Origin of the sequence: Escherichia sp. MOD1-EC6021 (assembly GCF_002965245.1) — a bacterium.
In the GTDB taxonomy this organism is placed as follows: Bacteria; Pseudomonadota; Gammaproteobacteria; order Enterobacterales; family Enterobacteriaceae; genus Escherichia; species Escherichia coli_F.
Map to the genome: position 1 here is coordinate 162,139 of NZ_PTRU01000002.1, position 18,649 is coordinate 180,787.

An 18,649-nucleotide genomic window follows, 5' to 3' on the forward strand; every position below is an offset into this window, starting at 1 on the left:
AAATTATTATCTCATTTGAATCTAAGCAATTTACAATATAAGTTTAATGGCAACGCCACAGGATGAACTATCAAAAATAGCTCATTCTGATTAGCTAAACTTAACTATTATAAAATAAATAAACAATTAAAGAAAAAAGATCACTTATTTATAGCAATAGATCGTCAAAGGCAGCTTTTTGTTACAGGTGATTTGAATGAATGTAGCATCGAAATACAGAATTTCAGGCCATGTACCACCCGGCAAAACCGGGAGGTACGTAATCCTTACTCAGTCACTTCCCCTTCCTGGCGGATCTGATTTGCCCAACGCTGGGCGGATTCAGGCACAGTAAACGCCGGTGAGCGCAGAAATGACTCTCCCATCAGTACAAACGCAACATATTTGCCACGCAGCATCCAGACATCACGAAACGAATCCATCTTTATCGCATGTTCTGGCGGCGCGGGTTCCGTGCGTGGGACATAGCTAATAATCTGGCGGTTTTGCTGACGGAGCGGTTTCTTCATTACTGGCTTCACTAAACGCATATTAAAAATCAGAAAAACTGTAGTTTAGCCGATTTAGCCCCTGTACGTCCCGCTTTGCGTGTATTTCATAACACCGTTTCCAGAATAGTCTCCGAAGCGGGATCTGGCTGGTGGTCTATAGTTAGAGAGTTTTTTGACCAAAACAGCGGCCCTTTCAGTAATACATTAAGGAGACGAGTTCAATGTCGCAACATAACGAAAAGAACCCACATCAGCACCAGTCACCACTACACGATTCCAGCGAAGCGAAACCGGGGATGGACTCACTGGCACCTGAGGACGGTTCCCATCGTCCAGCGGCTGAACCGACGCCACCGGGAGCGCAGCCAACCGCGCCAGGGAGTCTGAAAGCCCCTGATACACGTAATGAAAAGCTGAACTCCCTGGAGGACGTGCGTAAAGGCAGTGAAAATTATGCACTGACCACCAACCAGGGTGTACGCATCGCCGATGATCAAAACTCCCTACGCGCCGGTAGCCGTGGCCCAACACTGCTGGAAGATTTTATTCTGCGCGAGAAAATCACTCACTTTGACCATGAGCGCATCCCGGAACGTATTGTTCATGCACGCGGATCAGCCGCTCACGGTTATTTCCAGCCATATAAAAGCTTAAGCGATATTACCAAAGCGGATTTCCTCTCAGATCCGAACAAAATCACCCCAGTATTTGTACGTTTCTCTACCGTTCAGGGTGGTGCTGGCTCTGCCGATACCGTGCGTGATATCCGTGGCTTTGCCACCAAGTTCTATACCGAAGAGGGTATTTTTGACCTTGTTGGCAATAACACGCCAATCTTCTTTATCCAGGATGCGCATAAATTCCCCGATTTTGTTCATGCGGTAAAACCAGAACCACACTGGGCAATTCCACAAGGGCAAAGCGCCCACGATACTTTCTGGGATTATGTTTCTCTGCAACCTGAAACTCTGCATAACGTGATGTGGGCCATGTCGGATCGTGGTATCCCGCGCAGCTATCGCACCATGGAAGGCTTCGGTATTCACACCTTCCGCCTGATTAATGCCGAAGGGAAAGCGACGTTCGTACGTTTCCACTGGAAACCATTGGCCGGTAAAGCCTCACTGGTTTGGGATGAAGCACAAAAACTAACCGGACGTGACCCGGACTTCCACCGCCGCGAGTTGTGGGAAGCGATTGAAGCGGGTGATTTCCCGGAATACGAACTGGGCTTCCAGTTGATTCCTGAAGAAGATGAATTTAAGTTCGACTTCGACCTTCTTGATCCAACTAAACTTATCCCGGAAGAACTGGTGCCCGTTCAGCGTGTTGGCAAAATGGTGCTTAATCGTAATCCGGATAACTTCTTTGCCGAAAACGAACAGGCGGCTTTCCATCCTGGGCATATTGTCCCCGGTCTGGATTTCACCAACGATCCGCTGTTGCAGGGGCGTTTGTTCTCTTATACCGATACACAAATCAGTCGTCTTGGCGGACCAAATTTCCATGAGATTCCGATTAACCGCCCGACCTGCCCTTACCATAATTTCCAGCGTGACGGCATGCATCGTATGGGGATCGACACTAACCCGGCGAATTACGAACCGAACTCGATCAACGATAACTGGCCGCGCGAAACACCGCCGGGGCCGAAACGTGGCGGTTTTGAATCATACCAGGAACGCGTGGAAGGAAATAAAGTTCGCGAGCGCAGTCCATCGTTTGGCGAATATTATTCCCATCCGCGCCTGTTCTGGCTAAGTCAGACGCCATTCGAGCAGCGCCATATTGTCGATGGTTTCAGCTTTGAGTTAAGCAAAGTAGTTCGTCCGTATATTCGTGAGCGCGTTGTTGACCAGCTGGCGCATATTGATCTCACTCTGGCCCAGGCGGTGGCGAAAAATCTCGGTATCGAACTGACTGACGACCAGCTGAATATCACCCCGCCTCCGGACGTCAACGGTCTGAAAAAGGATCCATCCTTAAGTCTGTACGCCATTCCTGACGGTGATGTAAAAGGTCGCGTGGTAGCGATTTTGCTTAATGGTGAAGTGAGATCGGCAGACCTTCTGACCATTCTCAAGGCGCTGAAGGCCAAAGGCGTTCATGCCAAACTGCTCTACTCCCGAATGGGTGAAGTGACTGCGGATGACGGTACGGTGCTGCCTATAGCCGCTACATTTGCCGGAGCGCCTTCGCTGACGGTCGATGCGGTTATTGTCCCTTGCGGCAATATCGCGGATATCGCTGACAACGGCGATGCCAACTACTACCTGATGGAAGCCTACAAACACCTTAAACCGATTGCGCTGGCGGGAGACGCGCGCAAGTTTAAAGCAACAATCAAGGTCGCTGACCAGGGTGAAGAAGGGATTGTGGAAGCTGACAGCGCCGATGGTAGTTTTATGGATGAACTGTTAACGCTGATGGCAGCACACCGCGTGTGGTCACGCATTCCTAAGATTGACAAAATCCCGGCGTAAATATGGATAAGGTCACGCCCCCTGGGGAGTGACCTTACCACCTTACTTACACATCAAGATAACTACCCAACCGATAACCACGCTCAGCAATCGCATATTTCAACGACGCTGAAGTCAGCACATCCAGTTCCGTTAACCGAGGGAAGCAATAAGCACTCTGGCGAATCGTATTATCGATAAACGCCGGGTGGCACATCACTTCCAGAGAGCGCTCGCCGCGATGACTGGAGTCATCAAGCACTTGCAGGAACAGTGTCTCGCTAATCTCTTCACCATAAAACGCGCTACTGAATCCCTGCGAACTGCGCAGATTAGCCGGTAAATCACCAACGTTAGATAGCGGCTGACGGTCGATGCGCAACGCTATCCCCTCTTCAGCCGCAAACCTGGCAACAATCGGGAAAATCTGCGGGAACATATGCACATGATGATGGCTATCAAGATGCGTAGGTTTGCGTCCAAATAGCTCAATGAAACGCAAATACTGACTGGCAAGCTCCTGAGTAATTTCTTCCAGCGGTAAAGCATCTTCTTCTGCCAACTGCCAGATCCATTTTCCCAGCACACCATCGCGGGTTAACCCCGGCATAGCTGTCAGTGCCTTGCCCATAGTAAGGACAAAGTGCATCCCTATGGCCAGACTCGGTTCATCACGACTCAACTGCACTGCATGGTCAATAGCCTGCCCATTCACCAGCGCCGTCGTCGACGTGACAATCCCATTGCGACAGGCCTCGATAATGCCGTAGTTCTGACCTTTGCTTAAGCCAAAATCATCGGCATTAACAATCAGTAAGCGTTCCATAATCAGCCTCGGTTAATGTGCTTTTTTAAGCTCTGCGATGCAGTCGGCAAAATTTGGCAGCCATTTCTCGTGCGCCAGAATCATCTCGCGTGCCAGCAGCTCAGCATCGCGATCGGAATGCACCAACGGACTAAGGTTTAGCGCCAGTAACACATCGTTAAATTCCCCGCTAAGTGCGGCGTTGCTGGCAGCAATCTCGAAACCTTTGATGGTGTGAATCAGCCCCATCACTTTATCATCGAAATGCGTAATGCGCGGATGTGGCGTCGCGCCATCGCGCCCCAGCGTACAGGTCATTTCTACCGCCCAGTCTGCCGGAATATTATCAATATGCCCATGATGCGGGATATTAACGTAATGTTCTGCTTGCTTGTCGTTGTAGATAGCGTTGATCACTTCGCACGCTGCATCAGAGTAATAAGCCCCACCGCGCTGTTCCAGCTCTTTCGGCTTAACATTCAACTCCGGGTTTTTATATAGCTCAAAAAGTTGTTTCTCGACTTTCTGTACTACCTGCGCACGTGCGCCGCCTTTGTAGTATTCGCCCATTTCAATAGCCAGCATCTCTTTTTGCTTGAAGTAATAAAGCAAATAAGAACACGGCAACAGATTCAGAGAACGAATTAAGCCTTCGCTAAATGGCAGATCGAAAATATTTTTAACGCCAGATGCTTTTAACTGCCCGGATGCCACACCATCAAGCAATTCGGCAAAGCGTGATTTGCCATTTACCAGCACATCCTTAATGAACACCATATGGTTGAGGCCGAACAAATCGATAGATAAATCATCGCTGTCTTTCAGCATCAGAACATCGCGAATAAACATCTTCATGCCGATCGGAATATTACACACGCCGATAAAGCGTTTAAATCCGGTATGACGATAAACGGCTTCAGTGACCATTCCCGCCGGGTTAGTGAAGTTAATCACCCATGCATTCGGACAAAGTTCTTCGACATCTTTTACGATGTCAAAAATCACCGGAATGGTACGCAGACCTTTAAACAAACCGCCCGCACCGTTAGTTTCCTGACCAAGATAACCATGACTTAATGGAATACGTTCATCCAGTTCGCGCGCCGGTAATTGGCCTACGCGCAGTTGGGTAGTAACGAAATCAGCATCTTTCAATGCTTCGCGGCGATCCAGCGTTTTATAAAGCTTCATCGGGACGCCAGCGTTATCAATCATCCGTTGGCAGAGATCAAAAATAATATCCAGTTTAGCTTTACCACCTTCAACATCCACCAGCCATAATTCGCTGACAGGTAATTCGTGATAACGCTTAATAAATCCTTCCAGTAACTCCGGGGTATAGCTGCTCCCGCCACCAATAGTGACGACTTTTAATTTCTGGCTCATAATTTCTCCCTTCAGTACAGAATACTGATATCTGGCATATCTGCCCCCGGACATAAATAATCCAGCAACAGGACAGATATGTTAATTGTCAGGTATAACGACTTACTGATTAAATTCAGTCAATTTCTTACGATAGCTCTTAGGCGTAAAGGACGTTAATTTCTTAAACGTTTTAATAAACAAGCTCGGGCTACTATAACCGGCCTCAAACGCAATATCCGTCACAGAATAGTTGGTCATTTCCAGTTGTTTTTTGGCAAAATTAATACGGATCTCATTAATAATCTGCATTGGTGTTTTGCCATAATATCGTTGAGTCGCTCGCGTCAAATATTCCTGTGATTTGGCTGACAACGTCACCATATTCTCCAGCGCCGATTCACTAAACTGCTCTTTATCATGCATCTTTTCTACCGTACTTTTCAGCCACTGCGGTACATCATCAATCACCTGTTCTTCGCGGTAATGACGCAAACGGTTAATGACATAAAAAGTAACCATCTCAACAAACTCTTCCAGCCCTGTTTCGCGGAAATTCAATGAAGAAATCACGGTTTCCACATAGGTGAGAAAAGCGTTATTGGTCCGGTATACCTGCGAAGCGACAAAGCAATAAGGCAACAACGGCAGGTAATGCTGCTCAAAAAAGCGTTTACTGATCCCAACGTTCAATATGCGCGTGGCACCAAACTCATAAAAACTTTGATGGTGCGAACCTAACGGAATAAAAACAAAATCGCCCCGTTCCAGTAACACGCGCTTACCGTTAATCTCCTGGAAATAACGCCCGGTTAATACCAGAGTAAATTCATAATAGTCGTGCTGATGCAGTCCGCTGATACTCTCAGTTTTGTTGTAGATAAACACATGGAAGTTTTTGCCATTAAACAACTGCTGTTCTCGGGCAGTGGCAATTTCCGGCGCGTTAATCACTGGCTGCATCATCGACTCCTTATGCCTTCAGTTTTTCATGAAGCTCAATTAATTCAGTAATCAGTTCACGCGCAAGCATGGACGTCATTAAATGATCCTGAGCGTGGACCAGCACCAGACTCACTTTCATCTTACCTTCGCCCGCATCGCCTTCAATCAGTTTCGTCTGTACCAGATGCGCTTCATTCAATGCCATCCGTGACTGATCCATCATGGCTTTTGCTGCGGCAAAATCGCCCTGCTTCGCCTGTTTCAGTGCGGCATACGCCAGGCTGCGCGCTTGTCCGGAGTTGATGATAAGTCCCATCACCACTTCTTCCAGCTCTTCAGCTTCTGTTTGCGTATCAGGAATATTGTCAAGATCCATCATATATCGTTCCTCATTTATTCCCGGTACAGCGTTACCCGTACCGGTATCGATTAAAATTTCAGGGCATTAGCAATATCTTCTTCGCTCTCTTCTTTATCAATCGCGTTTTGTGCTTTGTTAGCCACCACAACAAAGGGCAGATAAATTAACGTTGCGATACCAAGGTTGAAGAGTGCGACCAGCAATGCAGCGACGCTACCGTTGGTGTTAAAGAAGGCTCCCAAACCGGTTGGCATGGTCCACGGTGCAATATTGGTCACCGGAGGAATAATGCCCATGTAGTACGCTGCCAGAGTGATTGCCGCCAGAATCGGTTGTACCAGTACAAACGGGATAAACATCACCGGGTTCATGATAATTGGCAAACCAAACAGAATCGGTTCGTTAATCTGGAAGATGCCGGACGGCAGCGCCAGTTTTGCCACCTGACGATAATCAGCACGGCGAGAAGCGATAAAGATAGCCAGGATCAGACCCAAAGTCGCACCACTGCCACCGAGGAAAATAAAGGAGTCCAGCATCGGCTTGGCCCAGATATGGAAGGTCTTACCGGCTGCCAGCGCCGCTTCGACGGAACCATATTGCTGATAGGTCGCGATATTTTCCAGCGCCCAAGGCGTCATAATGCCGTTGTCCAGTGCGGTCAGCGCCAGCGCACCATGAATACCGAAGAACCAGAGCAGTGGAACAAAGATCACATAGGCCCAGCCCACCACGCTACCCAACGATGCCAGTGGGGTTGAGATGGTATCCATAATGATCTGATGGAAGTTGGTGCCCCAGGTATTCAACGCCCAGGCAATAATCCCCATCACGGAAAGAATAATAAAGCCGGGAATTAATGCCGAGAAGGAACGCGATACTGAAGCAGGTACGCTGTCGGGCAATTTAATGACCCAATTGCGGCGGACAATAAAGGTAAACATTTCTGCCACCACCAGGCCAATAATAATCCCGGAGATGATATTCGCCCCACCTAACCAGTTTGCGCCAACCGCATAGGCCTCACCGACACTATATGGGGTGACGGTCATAAATGCTGCAACGGATAACAACCCAGCCGCCAGCGCATCGACTTTACGCTCTTCTGCCAGCGCCATGCCAATAAAGAACGGTGCCATTAAAGACATTATCCCTAATGTTCCGTTATATACGTTGCCGCCGATACCTTTCAGACCATTAAGTGTTTCAATGGTTGAGGCATCCAGGCGAATACCTAAGGAATAAAAAAACGACCCCTCCCCAAAGCTTAGAAAAACGTTGTTAATTAATACAAACATGGCTCCCGCAAGGGTTAACGGCATTAAGCGAATAAAACCATTTTTGATTGCATTAACGTGTGGTTGCTTTCCTATTTTAACTGCAAAAGGGAGGAGTACCTTTTCAAGCGATGCAATAACATTACTCATAGAAAAATACCCTTAAAAACCGCAATTTAAATATTGCGGTATTGATTTATGAAATAACTCTTTGACGGGAAAATTTAAAATAAATTAATTTGCTGCGGCTTTTTTAATCGCTGCAACCGCAGCCTTAAGCACGCCTAAACCATCGACTTTGCCATAAAGAAGCGAGTCAATTACTTCAACCGGTTTGTTGGGTAACAAACGCTGGATTTCGGGCAACATATAAGCAATCTGCGGCCCTAATAACACGACATCGGCATTCTGACCTTTTTCACCAGCCAGTGTTTCCGGAAATGCTTCAATAATGACCGGAACTTCATATTTTTCTGCCTGTGCGCGCATTTTTGATACCAGTAAAGAGGTAGACATGCCCGCAGAACAAAACAGATAAATGTGTTTCTTTTCCATAAAACTGCCCTCATCGACGATTATCTGTCAGCCAGACACTCCGCAAGCCTTAACCTGCTTCCATGCTCTGGATAACTTGCGAAACCAACATGACTTTTTTTGTGGCTGAAAGGAGTATACGGTATAGACCTGAGCAATAGTATTTCTTTGACCTTATAAATTGTCTCTCCTTGACCTGTGGTTATGACCCTCTTCACATTTCGGGCAAATAATTCGCGAAGATAATTAAGAACACAGGCCAAAAAAAACCGGCGCAATGGCCGGTTTCCGTTGTTACTCAAGCTTTCAGACGAAGTGATTACTTCGCAGCCTGTGGATCAGTGTCGTATTCAGCACAGGTCTGATAACCGGAGTTGATGACATGTCCGGTATCATCTAACGCGACAAAGTAGGTTTCTGCTTTACCATCACGTTGACCCAGGATGTAGGTCTGGCAAGTACCACGAGCATGAATCATGCTCACTTCAGACGAAGGTTTACCCGCAATTTGTGCAACCTGCGCCCGGCTCATGCCTTTTTTGACGTCTTTCACCACAGGCTGTACAAACTGGTCTTTGGTACGATCATAAGCCGTACAACCCGCCAGCATGGTTAATACCGCCGCTGCACTCAGAATTCCTGCCATATTCTTGTTCATATTCCGTCCTCTTGTTTATCAGCGTGTTAGATAAGCCTGGAATACATTGGGCGCTTTTTCAAGCCCGTGAACGAAACGGCTCCGCTTTCAGAGGATTCCTGTATGACGTTTTAACCACCATTCAGCCCGCTGTCGCTTGTCGTTTCAGTAGCAACGGGTTAGCTTTAAGGAAGTTTTGTCTTTTCTGTCTGGAGGGGTTCAATGACATTGCAACAACAAATAATAAAGGCGCTGGGCGCAAAACCGCAGATTAATGCTGAAGAGGAAATTCGTCGTAGTGTCGATTTTCTGAAAAGCTACCTGCAAACTTATCCGTTCATTAAATCACTGGTGCTCGGGATCAGCGGCGGTCAGGACTCCACGCTTGCCGGTAAGCTGTGCCAGATGGCGATTAATGAGCTGCGCCAGGAAACCGGCAACGAATCGCTGCAATTTATTGCCGTACGCCTGCCCTATGGTGTTCAGGCCGACGAACAAGATTGCCAGGATGCCATTGCCTTTATTCAACCGGATCGCGTATTAACCGTCAATATCAAGGGCGCGGTATTGGCCAGCGAACAGGCGCTTCGCGAAGCGGGTATTGAATTAAGTGATTTTGTCCGTGGCAATGAAAAAGCGCGTGAGCGGATGAAAGCACAATATAGCATTGCGGGTATGACCAGCGGTGTCGTGGTGGGCACCGATCATGCAGCAGAAGCCATTACCGGATTCTTCACTAAATATGGTGACGGCGGTACGGACATTAATCCGCTGTATCGCCTCAACAAACGTCAGGGTAAACAGTTACTGGCGGCATTAGGTTGTCCGGAACATCTTTATAAGAAAGCCCCAACGGCCGATCTGGAAGATGATCGCCCTTCTCTGCCAGATGAAGTGGCACTCGGCGTGACCTATGACAATATCGACGACTATCTGGAAGGGAAAAACCTACCTGAACAGGTCGCCAGAACAATACAGAACTGGTATCTGAAAACCGAACATAAACGCCGTCCGCCAATTACCGTTTTCGATGATTTCTGGAAAAAGTAATAATTTGCACATATTGGTTTGTGCGAAAAAGAGTGCTTTGTTCACGCCGGATGCGGCGTGAACGCCTTATTCGCCCCACAAAACTATGCAAATTCAATATATTGCATGAGTCGCATAGGCCTGACAGGCGTAGCACGTCAGACGGTGTAACCTTTGTCATCAACCCGCCTCTTTTTTAATCGCTCCCCGCCTGTTACACTGGATAGATAACCAGCATTCGGAGTCAACAGTGGTACGGCGTTTAACTTCTCCGCGGCTCGAATTTGAAGCTGCGGCAATTTATGAATATCCCGAACATTTACGATCATTCCTTAATGACTTACCCACCCGACCAGGGGTGTATCTGTTTCATGGCGAAAGTGACACCATGCCGCTCTATATCGGCAAAAGCGTTAATATCCGCAGTCGGGTGCTTTCTCATTTACGCACCCCGGATGAAGCCGCCATGCTGCGACAATCCCGACGCATCAGCTGGATATGTACCGCCGGTGAAATCGGCGCACTGCTCCTTGAAGCGCGATTAATCAAAGAGCAGCAGCCGCTATTTAATAAACGATTGCGCCGCAATCGCCAGCTCTGCGCCCTGCAATTAAATGAAAAGCGCGTCGATGTGGTGTATGCCAAAGAGGTGGATTTTTCACGAGCCCCCAACCTGTTTGGCCTGTTTGCCAATAGGCGCGCAGCTTTGCAAGCATTGCAGACCATCGCTGATGAACAAAAACTTTGTTATGGCCTGTTGGGACTGGAACCGTTAAGCCGCGGGCGTGCATGTTTTCGTTCTGCATTAAAACGTTGCGCCGGGGCGTGTTGCGGTAAAGAGAGCCCTGACGATCATGCGCTACGCTTGCGCCAGGCTCTGGAGCGTTTGCGGGTGGTGTGTTGGCCTTGGCAAGGTGCGGTGGCACTGAAAGAACAGCACCCGGAAATGACTCAATATCATATTATTCAAAACTGGCTGTGGCTGGGGGCGGTTAATTCGCTGGAAGAAGCGACAATGTTAATTCGGACACCCGCCGGGTTTGATCACGACGGTTATAAAATTCTTTGTAAGCCGCTGCTTTCCGGTAACTATGAAATTACTGAACTTGATCCGGCGAATGACCAGCGAGCCAGTTGATTTCACTGAACAACAGTTTACCTTGCGGTTGTAAAAGCCGCAGGGTGTGTTTGCCATCATACCAGCACGCTCCCTGGTCAGTAGTGAGAAGTTTGTCACCCAGTTGCCACGCCCCGTTAATGACAAACACTACCCCGCCGCGTGAGCCAAAGGTAGTAAACGTACGTTCGGCAATTCTGACTTTCGCCTTACAGATATCCAGACGTGTCATGATGTTGAAATCCATCGACATCTGCCCTGCCGTCAGTTTCGCTTTAACCACCTGGTCCGCCGCAAAGGCAAAAGGCTGTAACGGTTTTAAGGTATGTTTAAAGCGGTCTGCACTTTCAAGGAACATCTCGCCGCCTTCCAGCAACGTCACTATCCTTTCCATACCTGGAAACAAAGAAAACTCCCCATTCGCCGCGATGGATGCAATGCTGGCTCGCCAGTAAAAATCACGTTTTGCCGGTGGGAAAGTACAGATTTCGCGGGTTTCACCGGCAGCGTTTCGCCACAGATTCACCGACATTTTACGTATATCAAAGTATTCCATACTCGCTCCCGGCCCGTTCTTTTCATTGTTATCGTTCAGGTAACCGTGGATGGTTATCGGCAACTCGGGTGATTTACGTTAGTGGCGATCAGTTTTTTTTTGCATCTGTTTGAGAACAAAAAAGAAAACCGCCGACCCTGTCCACCGCATTACTGCAAGGTAGTGGACAAGACCGGCGGTCTTAAGTTTTTGGCTGAAAGATTATTCAGCAGTTGCAGGCATTTTACCTTTTGCCGCTGGACGTTCTGTCAGACGCTTCTCAAAATTAGCATTAAATTGCTTTTTCTGTTCCGGCGTCAGGATGTTGTAAATCTTGTTCTGGGTTTCCATGTGCGCCAACATATTGGCTTTGCGCTGTTCTTCCATTTTTGCGATCTGCGCTTCAGCTTTTGCTTTATCGAAGGTATCGCTGGCAATGATGTCATGCATTGCGCGGCGTTCTTCCAGCGGCGGACGTTTCATCTGGTCACGCTGGCCTTTCATGATTTCGCGAATCTGCTGTTTCTGCGCGTCGGTCAGGTTCAGGTCTTTGAACATCATGTCCTGATGCGGACCGAACTTGCCTTTGTGGTGCATCATCGGCTTCGCGTCAGCCGGTGCTGCGGTAGTGGTGTCTGCGGCATGGGCCAGGTTAGCCGCGCCAAGAGCCAGGGTAGAGGCAACAAACAGTGCAGTTAATTTACGCATATTCTATATCCTTCCTTTCAGTTATTTATTACGGCTTTCTTAAGTAGCGTGCCGTGTTGACGAGATTAACTTTACTGACTTTAGCGTCAATTAATCAGAGCAACGGTAAAACAATGAAAGTGTAAAAAACACTTTTGCGCCAATTATGGAGAAAAAAAGAAAATTTGATGGAGAGTAATGAGAGAATATTACAACACGATGATTTTGCAGAGATTATGAAGAACTATACCGGATGACTGGTGATAAATAAAGCAAATAACCAGGATTAATCTGTATTAATTTATAAGAAAGTAACTTAATACCCGCAGAATGATTTCTGCGGGTAAGTATTAGCTTATTTTTTCGAGCATTAATCCCGCGCGTAATCCCAACGCTACCAACGGATTAGGGAATAACACATACTCTACATCATGGGTTACGGTAAAACGTTCCTCACCGTCCTGCGCCAGCAACGTTCCTTTCTTAAACGGCATAAAATTCAGCGTGTCACTTGCCATATGCATTTCGAAGGACGGCGAGTGGCGAGTAATTTGCGAAACCACCCGATAACGTAGTGGCGGCGTTCTCACGATACCGACACTCTCACCAGATAGCAGTGCAGCAATTGCGCTGGCAGTGACTGCAAACTGGCGAAGATCGTTTTGCCCAAAAGGTAACGCTTTGCCAAGTTCCAGCGTACAGGCCAGCGCGCCAAAATGTCTGGCGCTGAAATGGGTAAACGTACCACCAGGCGCCTGATGGAACACCAGTGCCTCCAGCCCCGCCGTCCCCAGCCACGTCAGAAATTTCTCGTCCCAGGGAATGTCGCGTTGCGGTAATACACCGAACTGCGGATGCAAGGAGCCACGAATTGCGGTATGTAGATCAAGGTGCCAGCGCACAGATTCTTTGCCCTGGTCATAAAAATCTTCCAGGCACTGTTCCAGTTCGCGCGCGCGACAGGTTTCCCCGCTTTCAGCAAATAGCTGCCAACGTCCGCCAAACATTCGGTTCATATCGCTATGGCAATAACGTTTCCCTTGCTTCAGCGCAGGAGGATTCCCGAGGATCACCAGCAGCCGCCAACGTAACGGGATCTCGCCGTGAGATATCGCGCCAAGCAACGCGTCCAGCATCTCCACAGGTGCCGTCTCATTGCCGTGGATCCCCGCTGAAATTACCAGCGCGCCTTGCGGTGGCGTTAATGGTGTCAGTTCCAGCACGCCATCGCCCAGCCAGCGCCAGCGAACACCGTTGATTTCTCGCTCGGTGATAACCGGTTTTTTACCCGTTAAGGTTAGAGCAAGAAAATTATCCATTGCCCCCTCCCTCACGCTGGAACGGATAAACCGAACCGAGATTCAGTAATTGGCTCAATACATCCAGTGCTTCCCGCCCTTCGCGCAGCAGCAGCGGATCAGCCAGATCGGCAGCAGTAAGGCGATCGCGGTAGTAACGATCCACCCAGTCATTGAGCGCATTAAACAGCGTATCGTTCATCATCACCGCCGGATTCACTGCCCGGCGTTCTTCTTCTGTCAATACCACGCGCAACCGCAGGCACGCCGGACCGCCGCCGTTTGCCATGCTTTCACGTAAATCAAAGACTTTTAGTTCGCTAATCGGGTTGTCAGCGGCAAGGAGTTCATTGAGATAACCCCATACTCCGGCGTGTTCCCGACACTCCTGAGGCAGCACCAACATCATGGAACCATCATCGCGGCTCAGCAGTTGGCTGTTAAACAGATACGTAGACACCGCATCTGACACGGAAACCTGTGCCGCCGGAACTTCTATCGCCATAAAACCATTGACCCGCGAACGCAGATTTGCCAGTAATTGCGCCTGGCGAGCGAACGCCTGCTGATGGCAAAACAGCACCTGGCGGTTGCTCACGGCAATGACATCATTATGAAAAACACCCTGGTCGATAACGTCCGGATTTTGCTGGGCGAAAATCACCTGTTGGGGATTCACCTGATTCAGCCTTGCCACCGCTTCGCTGGCTTCGCGTGTCTGCCGCGCCGGATAATGGGAAGGTCGGGAAACATTGCCCTCTTCTCGCCCGTAGACAAAAAGTTGAATACCCGGCTCACCATAATGGCCGCCGAGACGATTGTGGTTTGCCGCCCCCTCGTCACCGAGCAAGGCCACCTGCGGCAACGCCGAATGGACACTAAATTTCTCTTCGTCGTTAAAAATCGCTTTTAACAGCGATTCGGTCACAGACGCTTCCAGCGAGCGGTGAAATTTATTGTTAAGGTTGGCAACGGTGAGATGCACTTTGCCATCCAGCGTATCGGCGGATGGCGCGACCGTTGCCGCATTGGCTACCCACATTGGAGATGCGGAACTGACGCTGGAAAGCCAGTGCGGTGCCTGGCGGGCAACCTTTTCCAGTACCTGCTCATCGCTGCCGCTAAATCCCAGTTGACGCAAAACCGGAATAAACGGGCGCTCGTGCGGTGGGATCACCGCCTGCGGGAATCCCGCATCGGCAAGGGCTTTCATTTTCAGTAAGCCCTGTTTCGCCGCCAGTCGCGGGTTAGACACCTGAAAACGATGACGGGTAGAAGCTTCATTACCAAACGACAGGCCCGCGTAATGATGCGTCAGCCCCACCAGTCCGTCGAAATTGACTTCCCAGGCGTTCATCGCTTCACCTCCTCGGAAAAATCCAGACCGGGGTTAAGCGTCGTGGGCAACGTTAACGAGTCTGACTCCAGGCTTGCCATCGGCCAGGCGCAGTAATCGGCGGCATACCAGGCACTGGGGCGATGGTTACCGGAAGCGCCAATACCGCCGAATGGTGCGGTACTGGCAGCACCGGTAAGCGGTTTGTTCCAGTTAACAATCCCTGCTCGCGCCTCCAGCAAAAGTTGATCGAATTTTTCCCGCGCGGGGGAAACCAGACCGCATGAGAGGCCGAAGCGAGTGTTATTCGCCATTCGAATCGCTTCATCGAAAGTATCATACCGCCAGACGCGCAATAACGGTCCGAACACCTCTTCATCTGGTACGCCAGCAACGCCCGTCATTTCAATGATCCCCGGCGTCAGCAACGATGTTCCTGCTTGTAATAAGCGCGGCGCAAGCAGGGTTCGCCCGCCCATCGCTTCCAGTTGCTGCCAGGCAGTAACCACCTGCTGTGCACCCTGCTCTGATATCAACCCGCCAATAAACGGTTGGGGTTCATCGTCCCAGTTGCCCGGCGTTAATCGCTGGCTGACGGCAACCAGACGGGCAAGAAATGCATCGCCCTGCGCCCCGCTTTTAAGCAATAAACGGCGGGCGCAGGTACACCGTTGCCCGGCAGTGACAAATGCCGACTGAATGGTCAGATGGACAGCCGCGTCGATATCCGCCACGTCATCGATTATTAGCGGGTTATTGCCGCCCATTTCGAGGGCGAGAATTTTCTCCGGCTGACCGGAAAGCTGACGATGCAACTGGTAGCCAGTATTGGCGCTACCGGTAAACAGCAAGCCGTCGAGATCCTCCAGCGCACTCAGCGCCTGACCCGTTTCACGCCCGCCCTGCACCAGGTTCAGCACGCCCGGCGGCAAGCCAGCCTGCTGCCATAAACGCATTACCGCTTCGCCACTCCACGGTGTCAGTTCGCTGGGTTTAAAGATAATGGTGTTACCTGCCAGCAATGCCGGAACGATATGTCCGTTCGGCAAATGACCAGGGAAATTATACGGCCCAAACACCGCCAGCACGCCGTGCGGGCGATGTCGCAGGCTCGCCGCGCCGTCCGGCATTTCACTACGCTGCTCGCCGGTACGAACGTGATACGCCTTAATTGATATCGCGATTTTATTGATCATCGCCGTCACTTCGGTTGCCGCTTCCCATCGCGGCTTACCGGTTTCTCTGGCAATAATCGCGGTTAATTCGGCTTTATTGCTTTCCAGCAATCCGGCAAAGCGTTCAACTCTTACCTGACGATCGCCAAAGGAGAGTCGCGCCCAGCGCGGAAACGCCGCACGGGCTGCCCGACAAGCCTGCCCGACCTGAGCGGCATCGGCATCATTGCCCTGCCACAACACCTCGCCCGATACCGGATTACGCTTCACACGCAATGCACCCTGGCCGGTCACCCAGTCACCGTTGATCCATAAAGTCATGCTGTTTTCTCCTCTGCGCACAGGCGCACCAGACGAACGCGATCCCCTGCGTGGCATTTGAGGGCATCCAGTTGTGCGGCGGTTAAAATCAAACGCTCGGTCGCTGGATCGGTACGCACCAGCACCACGCGGAAATGGTGATAATTTTCATTGGCGACCAGGCAGGCCGGGAATTCGCCCTGCGCAGGCTGCCCTTCTGCCACTTCCACCAGCCGACTTTTGCGAATGGCTCGCACGCGGTCGATGTCACACTCAAGCGTCGGCCCGCCGTCAAAAATGTCGATATAGTTACGGTAGCGAAAACCTTCTTTCTCCAGCACCGCGCGGGCAGGCGCGGTCTGCGGATGTACCTGACCGATGACGTCCTGCGCTTCCTGGGATAAAAAGTGGGTATAGATCGGATGTTTCGGCATCAGTTCTGCAATAAACGCCTTTTGCCCGGTGCCGCAGAGAAAATCGGCGCGGCTAAAATCCATCGAAAAGAAGCGTTTACCGAGGCTTTGCCAGAACGGTGAATAGCCGTGTTCGTCAATCACCCCGCGCATTTCGGCGACCACTTTGTCATTAAACTTGTCGCGAAAAGCCGCCATAAACATAAAGCGCGATTTCGACAGCAAATAGCCGTTGCCCTCTTTACGCCACTCCGGGTCGAGAAATAGCGTGCACAACTCGCTGCTGCCGGTGTGATCATTACTGAGAAACAGCGTCGGTAACGCGTTATAGACATTTAGCTCTTTTGAGGCGTGAACCAGCGTGCCGACGCGGTAGTTATACCAGGGATCGTTCAGACCAACCGCCACTTCAATGGCGCAAATTCCCGCCACAGTGCCTGTCTCACTATCTTCCAGTACAAATACATAACCCTGCTCGCTTTTGGGCAGTTCGCCCTGCCAGGTTTTGATTGCCCTTTCGATACGCGCCGAAAGCGTGGCTTCATTGGCGGGAAGCGACGTCAGGCCGCCGCCCGTTTTGCTGGCAAGCTGCATTAACGCTGAGACATCAGTGCGTTCAACGGGTCGGATCACCATCATGATGAACCTCCGCTCACAAAGCGTTCACAGGCCGCAGCAAAACGATCCAGTCCGGTCGTCACCTCTTCTTCGCTGACATTGAGCGCTGGTGCAAAACGCACCACGTTGCCACCCGCAATCAGTACCATCACGCCTGCTTTCGCCGCTTCCTGAGAAATTTGTTTCGCTTGCCCGGCGTAATCAACATTCAGTACACAGCCAATTAAAAGACCTAAGCCGCGAACTTCACTGAACAAACCATAGCGGTGATTAATGGTATTAAGACGCTCAACAAACCAGTCATGACGCTGTTTAACGCCATTAAGCATCTCTGGCGTGTTGATGAGATCCAGCACTTTGCCTGCCACCGCCGAGGCCAGCGGATTGCCGCCATAGGTGGTGCCATGAGTGCCAACAGTCATCACGCTGGCGCACCCTTCGGTTGCCAACAGAGCGCCAACGGGGAAACCGCCGCCCAGCGCTTTGGCGGTAGTTAACAGATCAGGCGTCACGCCGTAGTGCATATAGGCATACAGTTCCCCGGTGCGCCCGACGCCGGTTTGTACTTCATCAAAAATCAACAGCGCATTGTGGCGGTCACACAATTCACGCAGACCTTGTAAAAATGCGTTGCTGGCTGGCACCACACCGCCTTCCCCCTGGATGGGTTCGACAATCACCGCACAGGTAGAGTCGTCAATCAGCGCGCTGGCAGAGTTAATATCGTTATATGCAGCATGACGAATATCCGGTGGCAGTGGCGCAAAATCCTGTGAATAGGCTGGCTGTCCGCCCGCGCTGACGGTAAACAGCGTGCGACCATGAAACGCATTTTTAAACGCCACGATACCGCTCTTATGGCTGCCGTAGCGGTCGTGAGCGAATTTACGCGCCAGTTTTAGCGCCGCTTCGTTGGCTTCCGCACCGGAGTTACAAAAGAAGACGCGATCGGCAAACGTGGCGTCGATCAATTTTTTCGCCAGTCGCAGTACCGGCTCGTTGGTGTAACCGTTGCCGGTATGCCAGAACTTACTCGCCTGTTCGTTCAGCGCCTCACGCAGTTCCGGATGCGCATGGCCCAGCGCGTTCACCGCAATGCCACCCGCGAAGTCGATATATTCTTTCCCCTGCTGCTCCCACAAGCGCGAACCTTCGCCACGTACCGGAATAAATGGTGCCGGAGCGTAAACAGGTATCATCCATTCATCAAAGTTTTCACGCGTAATTGGCTGAGACATAGCGACCTCTACAGTAAATAATTCGT

18 protein-coding genes are annotated in these 18,649 nt (G+C 50.2%); 3 read left to right on the forward strand and 15 right to left on the reverse strand.

From position 1 onward, the window contains the following. Positions 1–266: 266 nt before the first annotated feature. Positions 267–530 carry a cell division activator CedA gene (gene cedA, locus BEB54_RS02990; RefSeq protein WP_001241561.1) on the reverse strand — a complete coding sequence of 88 codons (264 nt, stop codon included), beginning with the start codon at positions 528–530 and terminating at the stop codon, positions 267–269. A 182-nt stretch (positions 531–712) separates the two neighbouring features. Between cedA and katE the strand changes: the two genes are divergently transcribed. After that, on the forward strand, positions 713–2,974 hold the full coding sequence (gene katE / locus BEB54_RS02995; protein ID WP_105276963.1) for a catalase HPII: 2,262 nt from the start codon (positions 713–715) through the stop codon (positions 2,972–2,974). A 46-nt stretch (positions 2,975–3,020) separates the two neighbouring features. On the opposite strand, the gene chbG is transcribed toward katE, so the two are convergent. From chbG to osmE, 7 genes are all read right to left on the reverse strand, one after another. Continuing rightward, a complete protein-coding gene (chbG, locus tag BEB54_RS03000; protein WP_032184358.1) occupies positions 3,021–3,779 on the reverse strand; it encodes a chitin disaccharide deacetylase in 759 nt (252 codons plus the stop codon). A gap of 12 nt (positions 3,780–3,791) precedes the next feature. Then, positions 3,792–5,144 carry a 6-phospho-beta-glucosidase gene (gene celF, locus BEB54_RS03005; protein WP_000078750.1) on the reverse strand — a complete coding sequence of 451 codons (1,353 nt, stop codon included), beginning with the start codon at positions 5,142–5,144 and terminating at the stop codon, positions 3,792–3,794. A 102-nt stretch (positions 5,145–5,246) separates the two neighbouring features. Continuing rightward, positions 5,247–6,089, reverse strand: a complete 843-nt coding sequence (chbR, locus tag BEB54_RS03010) for a transcriptional regulator ChbR (protein ID WP_000983653.1) — start codon at positions 6,087–6,089, stop codon at positions 5,247–5,249. Between the two features lie 7 nt (positions 6,090–6,096). Further along, complete coding sequence (chbA, locus tag BEB54_RS03015) at positions 6,097–6,447, reverse strand: PTS N,N'-diacetylchitobiose transporter subunit IIA (protein WP_000968919.1); 351 nt, start codon at positions 6,445–6,447, stop codon at positions 6,097–6,099. A 50-nt stretch (positions 6,448–6,497) separates the two neighbouring features. Beyond that, entirely contained in the window at positions 6,498–7,856 is a 1,359-nt protein-coding gene (chbC, locus tag BEB54_RS03020) for a PTS N,N'-diacetylchitobiose transporter subunit IIC (RefSeq protein WP_000073041.1), read from the reverse strand. Between the two features lie 84 nt (positions 7,857–7,940). Continuing rightward, positions 7,941–8,261 carry a PTS N,N'-diacetylchitobiose transporter subunit IIB gene (gene chbB / locus BEB54_RS03025; protein ID WP_000412169.1) on the reverse strand — a complete coding sequence of 107 codons (321 nt, stop codon included), beginning with the start codon at positions 8,259–8,261 and terminating at the stop codon, positions 7,941–7,943. 298 nt (positions 8,262–8,559) lie between these two features. Further along, entirely contained in the window at positions 8,560–8,898 is a 339-nt protein-coding gene (osmE, locus tag BEB54_RS03035; protein ID WP_001039044.1) for an osmotically-inducible lipoprotein OsmE, read from the reverse strand. A gap of 201 nt (positions 8,899–9,099) precedes the next feature. Here osmE and nadE point away from each other — a divergent pair, with 201 nt between their 5' ends. Continuing rightward, positions 9,100–9,927, forward strand: coding sequence for an ammonia-dependent NAD(+) synthetase (gene nadE / locus BEB54_RS03040; RefSeq protein ID WP_105276961.1), 828 nt, complete (start codon positions 9,100–9,102; stop codon positions 9,925–9,927). Positions 9,928–10,156: 229 nt separating this feature from the next. Then, positions 10,157–11,044: an excinuclease Cho gene (gene cho / locus BEB54_RS03045; protein WP_105276960.1), complete on the forward strand. Its 888-nt coding sequence runs from the start codon at positions 10,157–10,159 to the stop codon at positions 11,042–11,044. Here the strand turns inward: cho and ves are convergent. The 7 genes from ves to astC all read right to left on the reverse strand — a co-directional run bounded on the left by ves (position 11,004) and on the right by astC (position 18,623). After that, positions 11,004–11,579, reverse strand: a complete 576-nt coding sequence (gene ves / locus BEB54_RS03050) for an environmental stress-induced protein Ves (RefSeq protein ID WP_105276959.1) — start codon at positions 11,577–11,579, stop codon at positions 11,004–11,006. The two genes, cho and ves, sit on opposite strands and share 41 nt — an antisense overlap. A gap of 201 nt (positions 11,580–11,780) precedes the next feature. Further along, complete coding sequence (gene spy / locus BEB54_RS03055; protein WP_001228981.1) at positions 11,781–12,266, reverse strand: ATP-independent periplasmic protein-refolding chaperone Spy; 486 nt, start codon at positions 12,264–12,266, stop codon at positions 11,781–11,783. A 329-nt stretch (positions 12,267–12,595) separates the two neighbouring features. Then, the gene (gene astE, locus BEB54_RS03060; protein ID WP_105276958.1) at positions 12,596–13,564 is read right to left on the reverse strand and encodes a succinylglutamate desuccinylase; all 969 of its coding nucleotides are present in this window, start codon (positions 13,562–13,564) and stop codon (positions 12,596–12,598) included. Next, positions 13,557–14,900 (reverse strand): N-succinylarginine dihydrolase, encoded by a 1,344-nt coding sequence (gene astB / locus BEB54_RS03065; RefSeq protein ID WP_105276957.1) that lies wholly within the window; start codon positions 14,898–14,900, stop codon positions 13,557–13,559. The genes astE and astB overlap by 8 nt, the downstream gene beginning before the upstream one ends. After that, on the reverse strand, positions 14,897–16,375 hold the full coding sequence (astD, locus tag BEB54_RS03070) for a succinylglutamate-semialdehyde dehydrogenase (protein ID WP_105276956.1): 1,479 nt from the start codon (positions 16,373–16,375) through the stop codon (positions 14,897–14,899). The genes astB and astD overlap by 4 nt, the downstream gene beginning before the upstream one ends. Next, positions 16,372–17,406 (reverse strand): arginine N-succinyltransferase, encoded by a 1,035-nt coding sequence (astA, locus tag BEB54_RS03075; protein WP_000989455.1) that lies wholly within the window; start codon positions 17,404–17,406, stop codon positions 16,372–16,374. Before astA ends, astD begins: the two co-directional genes overlap by 4 nt. Then, on the reverse strand, positions 17,403–18,623 hold the full coding sequence (gene astC / locus BEB54_RS03080) for a succinylornithine/acetylornithine transaminase (protein WP_105276955.1): 1,221 nt from the start codon (positions 18,621–18,623) through the stop codon (positions 17,403–17,405). Before astC ends, astA begins: the two co-directional genes overlap by 4 nt. Between the last annotated feature and the right edge of the window lie 26 nt (positions 18,624–18,649).

Excerpts from the sequence above, each read along its gene's own strand:
- cedA (WP_001241561.1), bottom strand. The coding sequence starts at position 530 with ATGCGTTTAGTGAAGCCAGTAATGAAGAAACCGCTCCGTCAGCAAAAC.
- katE (WP_105276963.1), top strand. The coding sequence starts at position 713 with ATGTCGCAACATAACGAAAAGAACCCACATCAGCACCAGTCACCACTA.
- chbG (WP_032184358.1), bottom strand. The coding sequence starts at position 3,779 with ATGGAACGCTTACTGATTGTTAATGCCGATGATTTTGGCTTAAGCAAA.
- celF (WP_000078750.1), bottom strand. The coding sequence starts at position 5,144 with ATGAGCCAGAAATTAAAAGTCGTCACTATTGGTGGCGGGAGCAGCTAT.
- chbR (WP_000983653.1), bottom strand. The coding sequence starts at position 6,089 with ATGATGCAGCCAGTGATTAACGCGCCGGAAATTGCCACTGCCCGAGAA.
- chbA (WP_000968919.1), bottom strand. The coding sequence starts at position 6,447 with ATGATGGATCTTGACAATATTCCTGATACGCAAACAGAAGCTGAAGAG.
- chbC (WP_000073041.1), bottom strand. The coding sequence starts at position 7,856 with ATGAGTAATGTTATTGCATCGCTTGAAAAGGTACTCCTCCCTTTTGCA.
- chbB (WP_000412169.1), bottom strand. The coding sequence starts at position 8,261 with ATGGAAAAGAAACACATTTATCTGTTTTGTTCTGCGGGCATGTCTACC.
- osmE (WP_001039044.1), bottom strand. The coding sequence starts at position 8,898 with ATGAACAAGAATATGGCAGGAATTCTGAGTGCAGCGGCGGTATTAACC.
- nadE (WP_105276961.1), top strand. The coding sequence starts at position 9,100 with ATGACATTGCAACAACAAATAATAAAGGCGCTGGGCGCAAAACCGCAG.
- ves (WP_105276959.1), bottom strand. The coding sequence starts at position 11,579 with ATGGAATACTTTGATATACGTAAAATGTCGGTGAATCTGTGGCGAAAC.
- spy (WP_001228981.1), bottom strand. The coding sequence starts at position 12,266 with ATGCGTAAATTAACTGCACTGTTTGTTGCCTCTACCCTGGCTCTTGGC.
- astE (WP_105276958.1), bottom strand. The coding sequence starts at position 13,564 with ATGGATAATTTTCTTGCTCTAACCTTAACGGGTAAAAAACCGGTTATC.
- astB (WP_105276957.1), bottom strand. The coding sequence starts at position 14,900 with ATGAACGCCTGGGAAGTCAATTTCGACGGACTGGTGGGGCTGACGCAT.
- astD (WP_105276956.1), bottom strand. The coding sequence starts at position 16,375 with ATGACTTTATGGATCAACGGTGACTGGGTGACCGGCCAGGGTGCATTG.
- astA (WP_000989455.1), bottom strand. The coding sequence starts at position 17,406 with ATGATGGTGATCCGACCCGTTGAACGCACTGATGTCTCAGCGTTAATG.
- astC (WP_105276955.1), bottom strand. The coding sequence starts at position 18,623 with ATGTCTCAGCCAATTACGCGTGAAAACTTTGATGAATGGATGATACCT.